The 9,434-nt window shown below is 38.9% G+C and carries 8 protein-coding genes; all 8 read left to right on the forward strand.

Going from position 1 to position 9,434, the window contains the following annotated elements:
* Positions 1–126: 126 nt before the first annotated feature.
* The 8 genes from LHV68_00625 to LHV68_00660 all read left to right on the forward strand — a co-directional run bounded on the left by LHV68_00625 (position 127) and on the right by LHV68_00660 (position 9,402).
* Entirely contained in the window at positions 127–708 is a 582-nt protein-coding gene (locus tag LHV68_00625; protein MCB4790371.1) for a hypothetical protein, read from the forward strand.
* Between the two features lie 38 nt (positions 709–746).
* Positions 747–3,602 (forward strand): hypothetical protein, encoded by a 2,856-nt coding sequence (locus LHV68_00630; protein MCB4790372.1) that lies wholly within the window; start codon positions 747–749, stop codon positions 3,600–3,602.
* Positions 3,603–3,701: 99 nt separating this feature from the next.
* On the forward strand, positions 3,702–4,202 hold the full coding sequence (locus LHV68_00635) for a hypothetical protein (GenBank protein ID MCB4790373.1): 501 nt from the start codon (positions 3,702–3,704) through the stop codon (positions 4,200–4,202).
* 65 nt (positions 4,203–4,267) lie between these two features.
* Complete coding sequence (locus LHV68_00640; GenBank protein MCB4790374.1) at positions 4,268–6,643, forward strand: hypothetical protein; 2,376 nt, start codon at positions 4,268–4,270, stop codon at positions 6,641–6,643.
* Positions 6,644–6,811: 168 nt separating this feature from the next.
* Positions 6,812–7,636, forward strand: a complete 825-nt coding sequence (locus tag LHV68_00645; GenBank protein MCB4790375.1) for a hypothetical protein — start codon at positions 6,812–6,814, stop codon at positions 7,634–7,636.
* A 27-nt stretch (positions 7,637–7,663) separates the two neighbouring features.
* The gene (locus tag LHV68_00650) at positions 7,664–8,047 is read left to right on the forward strand and encodes a hypothetical protein (GenBank protein ID MCB4790376.1); all 384 of its coding nucleotides are present in this window, start codon (positions 7,664–7,666) and stop codon (positions 8,045–8,047) included.
* A gap of 367 nt (positions 8,048–8,414) precedes the next feature.
* Entirely contained in the window at positions 8,415–8,810 is a 396-nt protein-coding gene (locus LHV68_00655; protein ID MCB4790377.1) for a response regulator, read from the forward strand.
* Between the two features lie 10 nt (positions 8,811–8,820).
* Positions 8,821–9,402 (forward strand): hypothetical protein, encoded by a 582-nt coding sequence (locus LHV68_00660; GenBank protein ID MCB4790378.1) that lies wholly within the window; start codon positions 8,821–8,823, stop codon positions 9,400–9,402.
* Positions 9,403–9,434: the final 32 nt, after the last annotated feature.

The raw sequence follows: 9,434 nt of genomic DNA on the forward strand, positions 1-9,434 counted from the left end.
CAGTTATATAATTTATAATTTATCGAATTTAGGGATTTCGGAAATAAAGTTTTGATTTCACAATCTTTTTACAATTCGTTCAAATGTTTTTCACAGTATTAGAGTATTAAATTGTTGAGGTAATATATGACGACACATCTATTTCCTAAAATAACTGGAAAGAATATGATAAAGGTTATTGTCATAGGGTTTCTTTTATTGGGGACAATAGCTCCAATGTCGAACTATGAGATTCGTGCTTTATTCGTGAGCCTGGATGTGATCGGCCATACTCCTAATGTTCTTGAAGTCCTAACCCTTTCACAATTGAACAATGTAGTTATGAAGGGGTTTTTTAAAGATAACGATTTTGACCAGAATGGCAAACCTATAACCAAAAATAGCAAAAACACAGGTAAGCTGTTTGATACCAATCTCGCTTATTGTTTAACCGGCAGCGTGAAGTGGCCGGTTGAAATAGGTTTTTATGTAATCAGCAAGGTATTTAACGGCTACAGCCTTAATATGCCTGATGTTGTCAGTTCTATAAATTTAAAGGTTTATGATTACTGCCTGACGCTACCGATGAATTTCTACGTTTTAAATCTCTTGTCAATACTCACATTGCCGAGAAGCAGTTTAGATGTGGATAGTATGTTAGTGAACAATGTAATAAATAAAGACGTCATATATAAATATCTTACAATTATTAACCCAATCCTGATTTAAAGCATGGTTGGGTTTTTAATTTGTAAAAGGAAAATAATATGAAGATCACAGAAAAATTAAACAAAGTTGTGAGTTTGGCAACAGCGGCTTTGATGTTAATCCCGAACCCTTTTGTTTTTGCAGCCTGGGACATGGGCCAGGGATCAGCCTATACTTATGGCCCGGGAGGGGTCCAGATAGAGAATATCGATCAGGCAAATTACGGCAAGCCTAGTGAAATGTTCACTATAGTCCCGGGTATACCTATAGCCGCAAAGGACAAAGACGGCAACAGGCTCTATTATTCACCTGACGGCGCTCTGTCGTTGAGGATCGCGAAAAACGGAGAGATGCAGTTTTCATTGCAGCAAATTGCCGCATCAAAAATCTATGATGAAAAGGGTAAGCTTAAAACTGAAACTCAGTTTATCACAGGGACAAACAGGCAGGTTGTAAGAAATGACAAAGGGGAAATCACGGGATATAATGAATTTGGCTATGGCGGCCAGATAACAAAAGAGTATGCGGTTACAATAAGAAAACAGGACGGCACTATCGCCACCGCTGAAGATGTTATGAAAGGCAAAAACAACAAAGTGAAATATGACATTAGTGACAACAATAACAACGAATCAGGCTTTAAATATGAATATAACCTTAGTAACGAACGCCAGTTTGATCAATACGGAAAATCAGTCCACATGATAGTAGATGCTCTTACCCAGACAAAAACCGTTTTTAACGCCAATAATAAACCGCAGTGTGATATAAACTTTGAGGGAGCTGTTGTCGCCAATTATAAATATGATTCAGCTGGGAACCTGGACCATAAAGAAGATGTTTACGGAAATAAAACGTTCTATGACAAAGACGGCAATATGACTTTTACTGAAAGCTGGGATGGTAAAAAAACAAACGAATATTACTATGTACTAAATGAAAAGCAAATAAAAGTATTAGATAGATCAATCAGCCTGGTAGACGGCATAAGTAACGGAGATATAACCTATTTTAAGGACGGCAAACAGACGGAGACGGTATCAAAGCTGGGAGCGGTTGTAGCAAAGTATGGTTATGACGGATCAACCCTTATATACTCTTCTGAATTGAGGACAAATGAGATTACGTGGTACGATATAACCGGAAAAAGCATAAGTACCACTGTCAATAATGTAAAAGTAAAAGATTGGATATATGACAATAACGGCAAATTGTCCGGTTTTTATGATTACCGTATGGATAAATATGTGTTTTATGATTTTGGCCGCCAAACCCAGGAAGCAGAATTGCTTAATCCCTCTGATACGCCGGCGAATGCTGATTATGCAAACAAAATGAGAAATGCAGTGAATAAGAGCGAAAGTACAGGAAATTCAAACAGTTTAGAGAGCCAGGGTATGGGTTTATCAGAGTCAAAGTATTATTACGATGAAAACGGAAAACTGCAAAGTATAGTGTCTATAGACAACAATGACGGCAGCGGCTATACAACTACAATATTTATAGGAGATGGGGTTTCCGGGCAGGACAGGACATCTATCACGGTAACAAGAGATCAAAAGGAAAATGCGGTTTTGGCAGATCAACTTTGGTCCGCAGTGATAGATAACGGCCAAAGCCTGGCTGATGTATCTGCCGGTACGGGTGAACTTGCAGATTTTGCAAAATCGATTAAAACAATGAATATAAATGCAAAAAGAATAGGAGCGCTCACTGATGAACAGCTAATTAACCTTTTAGGCTGGAATGCGGACGCTCCTGATACACAGACATACATAACTGATGTCAGGGCAAGGGCAAAAAATGCCGGGGACAGCGGTACTGTTTCAATAACTTTTGGCCCTAATTCAGCCAATGACGGCAAAGTCTATGCCGCAGGCATTCAAGCCCAGGATGCCGATTTATTTGTTGTTGGCGGCACACGGGTTGATAAAATGTTGGACCTTACTTCTCTGCAAGCTGCTGCTGGTATAACCAGCGCCGGAGCTGTAAGTAACGTGAATACACCCGCGATTGATACAACTTTGACCGGCGATAATAATCAAACAAAAGAGGATTTATTTGTTTCTTATAAGAAACAGGCATCTTTTTCCAAAGAGGTTAATTCCGTTACCCGCTGGTATTCAGCAAACGGCAACGTTATTCTTGAAATAGATAAATCCCAAATCGCGGCTAATGGCGTAGTAACTAAAGTATATGACCAGGCCGGTAAAGTTACCGCTTTATACAAGGAAGATATACTTCAAAATGCTTACATATATAACACTGATGAAACAGTTCAAGTCATGAAATCCTTGGATAATTATAAAAACACTATTACAACTTTTTATGTCGGAGAAGGTACGGCAGGCCGGGATCAGACTGAAATAACCGTTGCAAAAGATCAGGTAGAAAATACGGCCCTTGCTCAAAAGTTTTGGAATGCCATTGCTAACGGAAACAGCATAGCGGATATCTCTTCCGGAAAAAGCCAATTTTCATCCGAACTGGCAAGCCTTGTAAAAACTATAGCCAGTATCAAAGTGAGCCCGAACTTGATTAATACCGGGGATGACCAGCAGTTATGCGCCCTTTTTGGATGGGATGTTTCAGGTACCGGTACTGCAGGATTTCTTAAAGACATCAGAAAAAAGATACAGGAGGCGGGAATACAAGGTTCTTTAATTATAAACTACAGCGTTAATCCAGGCGGCGCTATGGAACATACCTACGCCGCAAGTATAGACATAGTCTCAGGAAAGGGGCTTATCGGTACTGTAGACCTTACTACTGTGGCTTCCCATGATAAGGTTGTAGCAAAAGAATATAACAATGGGACATTCAGCGAGGCTCTTGATACACAAAAGAATATAGCTGTAAATTCATATAATATGCTTCAAGGTGCTATAGCTGATTTTTTAAATATCATGAAGTAAGATGTACAATCCAAAATTAAAGTTCACAAATATTTCACAACTTTTTCATTGATTTTTTACAAGTTTATGCTATAATGTAAGAGAAGCAAGGGAAATTCAATGAAATACTTTACAACAAAAAAACTATTTTCCATCTATTTGCCCTTGTTGTTGCTGCTCAACGCAGCGGCTCCTAAGCTAAACGCTCAGGCACTTTTTAGCGGTATGGACAGATGCCAGAAGTCACTGGTCTATTCCTATGTCTTTATACCGATTATGGAGATTAGTGTTTTGATAGCGCATTATATAATCCCTGTTCCAGATATTACAACCGCAAAAGATTCCCAAAAAAATAACGAGAGCCGCAATAAATCAGCTTCGACTGAATACCTGCTCAACCTGCCCAACAGAGTACCTATAGTATTGCGCACAATAAAAGACATAGAATTAAAATATTACTTAGATACGGTATTTAGCGACTATGACTTGCTTAAAGGTTTACTTTTTGCCCCTTCTACAGATTTTACGTTAACTATCCTTCCTTTAACTTCACTTATCTTTTTATTTAAACCTCTTATGCCGAGAAGCGACATACCTCTCCTCCTTGTCTCTGCCCTATAAGGGCCAGCGGACGGTTTTTTAGACAGCCGCAAAATGTCTATAACCAAATTTAAGGAGGAACAACAATGAAGACAATAATTAGTAAAATTTTGTGCGTTGCAATCTGCCTGATGACGTTTTCACAGGTTTCATTTACTTCCTACACAATCCAGGTAGGGGACATCACCAGAACGGTATCAGACAACGGTATTATGGTTCAGGATTTTGATGCTAAGAAAAATACAGTTACAAAATATGACGGCGTAGGCCGTTTATTTCAAATGTATGACGCTAACGGCATAATGGTGCGGCAGGACAATTACGACACCACTGGCACCAGGGTCAGCGTAATGCAGTATAACCCTACGGCAGATAAAGATAAAGCATACAGCCTGACAGTGTTTTGCGGGCCTGGCGGCCGTGACTCTATTACGGTAAGCGGTTTTTCAGCCGCAGATTTGTCTAATAATGCGGCTGTTGAAGCGAAAGTGCAGGCGGCTTACAGCGCTTTCCTTTCCGGCGGCCTGGATGCTTTAAACGCGTTGAGTGCAAGCAATGATATGGTCAAAAAAATATCCGGCCTTTCAATAAGTGTGAGCACCATGAACGGCATGAATGATGCTTCACTTGCTAAGATGCTGGGACTTAACTCCACAGCTGCAAATACTGCTGATATGAATAATCTAAGACGTGCTATGTCAGAAGCCGGTAATAATGGAAGTTTTACTCTGGGTTTTACAAGCTCAGGTGGCAAACTGGCAATCAGCACAGTTAATGTTACAGATGTAACAGGATTACCTCTATATACAAAGGATTATACCGCGCAGACAGTAGCCGATTATAATGCTACACATACTGATCAAATCAACGCACAATTGTCTGCACCGGCATCGTCCGTTATGAATGCTTCAGCTGCATTGTCTATCATAAACAATATGACTGCTGCACAGAAGCTTCTTTTTATGAATTATATTCAGGCTCTTGCATCTAACAGTGACAGTGTTACTACCAATGATACAACCTTCGCGAATATGACTAAAGAACAGCTTACAGGTGCTTTAACCGCGGCAGGTGTAACTATGCAGGACGCCGATAAAGACAAATTAATAGGTGCTATGAAAGTCGTTGGTGCGCAGGGCTGGGGCAATGCACTGGCTTACAAGGGCGGCGTAGATCTTTTCTTTGCTGGTTTTAAAGCCCTGGGAAGCTTAGCTCAAAGAGTCACAGATGCTGTCGCTAAAATACAAACAATGTCAACCGTAGCAGTGCAGGGAAATCAGATACAGCTTGATTTCTCCCAAGATGCCAGTGTTACCGGTCAGGTCGGAGGCAATAATGCTACTCAGAACGTAGTGACTATAATGCTGAGAACAACCGGTTCGACTACCGGCGGCGTTAATTTGGAAACATATAATGGTTCAACCATTATGGCTGGAGCCGCTGCCTGGAATGGTTTATCTCCCGATCTACAGACTATATTGAAGACCTGGATGACTAACAATAGAAAGACTATTGCAACCATTACCGCAGCTAATATTACTGCTGCTCTTGGTTCAGCTAATATCTCTTCCAGTCTGGCTGAATCATTAGCCAATGGACTGAATGGATTGGCGAAAATTGTAGGGACCGCAGGAACAGCATTAAAAGCTGCCGATTTAACTGATCTAAATAAGTGTTTTAACGAGGTGGCCAGATTAGGGTACCTTAATACAATTGCGAATTTGAGCACTGAGAGGATGACTGCTTTAGCCTCTTATATGATCGACCATCAGAAAACCTTTACGAACCTCTCTGTAGATGATATCGCTGCTGCTCTGACCGGGACTAATTCTATAGGAGATAAGGACGCTCAGGCTGTCAAGGACCTTTGCAAAGCAATAAATGAGCTTGGCAAACTTGGCGTAGGCAACAATTCTACAACCAAAGAAGCTTTAACCAAGGTATTCACTGACACAAAAGCCACTCTTTCATTGCTTAACGGGAGCTATGGCAATGCCCATAACCTGGGTTCCTATGACCCGCTTGTTGCAGGAAAGATACAGAGTGTTGTAAACATAAACGGCAAGAATTACGTTGTAGTAAAAGCTGACAAGATAGATATGTTTGACGGCAGAGGCTTTCAGGCTGCAGACGGCGAAGAGATCTATGTAGAAGTCGACGCTGCAACAGCTGCAAACATACAGTCTGGTTTAGCAAGCGGAAATAACGAGATAATTATTTCCGGCAACGTTCAGGCTGATGTTAACGGCCATCTCACTATGTCGATGAATGACGGCGGCTATAAGATAGGTACTAATGCAGAACAAGTAACCAGCGAATGGTTTGCCCAGAATTCCGAGTTCTATAAGAGCATGGTGAATTTTATGGCAGCAAACGTGTGGAGCCAGGTAGGTGTTCAAAGCGACTGGCGGACTGGATGGAACTTACTAAGAGGAATTGCCTCTGGACAGATCAATTTCTAAGAACCAGCCAGCGAGAAGAAGTCAAGATACATCATACTAACAAAAGCCCTGAGTTTAAAACCCAGGGCTTTTGTTTTTGTATAGGTTTTTTGATAAAAAATTTGACATATAAATTATAATTATGTAAAATAAAATAACTTTAATAAATATAAATGGGAGGAGCTAATAATGGAAGAAACAAAATCCAGGATGTTAAAGATTGTTTTATCAGGAGTAATAATAATTGCCCTTGTGGCTGGCTTAGGCCCGATATTTGTTAGTTATCTTGCAAAAAAAACTTTTAAACCCCGTAAATTATTAATTCAAGAAGCTCCTTTGAAAATAAAAGCTCACGGTACAATTTCAATTCTTGCGGACAAACTAGTTCTTACAACCCCAAACGGCATAAATAACTACATTATATATACCAAAGATAAAGATATGGATAGGCTAAAAAAATATGCGAACAAAAAAACTGAAGTCTATCTCTTTGGAAAACTTGTGAAGGCTGAAACAAATATGCTTAACAAGGTGAAAATCAGGGCAGATATTGAAGTAGAGAGTTTCGATACTAAAGATTTTAATGCCGGAGAAATAATGACTGCACAGGTTGCCCAGGCAATAAAAGAAAAGCTCAGGGAAAAGGCTGAAATAAAAGCAAAGGTGTTTGCTAAATTGGGATTGCCTAAAGATTCAATCCTGGAAGTTATAAGCGGCAAATTAAAAGTTGTGAATTGTATAGTTTTTCAGGGAGGGAGCAAACAAATTCGAGGCCTTAATCTATTGATACAGGATAAATACGGAGATTTATATGCTTTAAGAGCTGACGACCCAAAATACTCTGCAGAAAAATTTAAGAAGCTGGCAAGTGCAGATTTAGACGTAGTAGTTACGGGCCATTTAACTGTGCCTAATCCCAATTTGTTGATCCCGGGATTAAATAACTATATGATGTTTGTCGCAAAAGATATATATAATAATGATGATAAACTGAGCGAATTGAACCTCCAATAGTCCCAAAAAATAGTAATAGCAGGTATTGTGCTTTTTAAAAGGTTACCAGAAAGTTTCTTGTTATTTGTCGGTTTTCTTTCGTTCCTGTTTCCAATGGCTGGTTGTAAAGATAAGAAACCAATTATTGTAAAACCTGTTGATAAGTCTTTATTGTTTTCAAAAGTCCGAGGAGAACTTCTGATTTCAAAAGCCGGGCTATTGATAATTAATAATTTGTCTGGGAATTTTGTTTTAGAAGGAAATAAAGACGGGCTTAAGGAACTGGCAGGAAAAGATGTGTCAGTATTCGGAAAAATGAAAGTGAAAAACCCCGCATCTGTTGACGGGAAAGAGATAAAATATAACATTGAAATCTCTACATTTTCTACAGGTGAATTGAAAATAGGCGAAGACTTCAATAAAGATAACTAACATTATAAAAACTTCTTCGGAAAAAATAAATAGATATTTAATTACCCATCATTTCATTTCAATCCTGAACAATGACTCCATCTACCCTATTCCGCTCCAGGTAAATAGATCAAGCCAGAATAAGCAAAAAATGTTTATTCAATCATTTAAAGCCATATTTCGCCATTTATTACAAAACCTGCTGGCCGCATATGTTTCGAAAGCATTTTTCAAATATTTTACAGATTTCACATATTTTTCACAAATAATTTATTATTTGTTTACACGTTGTCAGTATAACTTTATCAAGACAAAAAGTCTATTTTTTATAACGCTTGGTGAATTTGGATTAAAGGTTTGATACTGTCAGAAAAAGGGGATGATATAAATGGGAACGATGGTATTGATAATTGAAGACGAGCAAGATATGGCGAACTTGATAAGGGACAGGCTTGAGAATGAGGGGTATCAGACAGATGTCGCTTATACGGGAGCAGATGCGATAAAGGAATTAAGAGAGAAAAAACCCGACATAGTGACCCTGGACCTTTACTTGCCCGATATAAACGGCCTTAACATTTTAAAAGAGCTGAAATCGAACCCCAATACCTACAAAATACCGGTTATCATAGTTTCATCGAGCGAAGAAGAAGATAATGCTATCGGCCTTGGAGCTGATAAATTCATAAAAAAGCCTATAAACTTTGTTAAACTATTTTCAGTCCTTAATGACGCAAAAACAAAAATCGCCCGGTCGAACAAAGAAAGCGCAGTAAAAAAATAAGAAATATTTTATGCATAAAATTTATTTAAAATCATTATTTAGAATATCAAAGAAAAGCCATAAGGTTACAACCTGGTTTGTTGTAGCCTTTTTACTGTTAGGATCTCTAGTGCCGGCCTATAACGCTGTAGAGATGAAGGCGTTAATGCTGAGCGCTCAAATCTTTACCGACAAACCGTTTATGGCGGAATATTATAATATATTAGAGTTCAGCCAGAATATTGTAAACGGCTTCTATATAGCGCAATGCATAGCAAAAGGAGTATCGCCGAAGGCGAGCAAGAAATCGCTGCCGAAAAAAGATATCAGAAATAATGACAGGGCGGCTGCTTCAGGTTCTATAACGCAGTATGAAAAGAATGAAAATCTAGGTTTTGCACAGGCTCAAGTTTCAGCTGCAAATCTTTTTTGTTATACAGAGGCACTGTGGCAGGGAGAGGTTTTTAAGTTAGGGGTAAGCCCCAGGGATAGTATCGAGTTTTATATATTAGTTTTATTTTTAATGTTATTTCTACTGCCCAGAGGCAGCCTTGATCCGAGTGTAATTAATTTAAATACAAATAATTTATGGATAGGAAACCCAGCTAAATAAAAAAGCTGGGTTTTTTATTTGTGGAGGGAAAC

Origin of the sequence: Candidatus Liberimonas magnetica (genome assembly GCA_020523885.1) — a bacterium.
Taxonomy (GTDB): Bacteria; Elusimicrobiota; Endomicrobiia; order Endomicrobiales; family JAFGIL01; genus Liberimonas; species Liberimonas magnetica.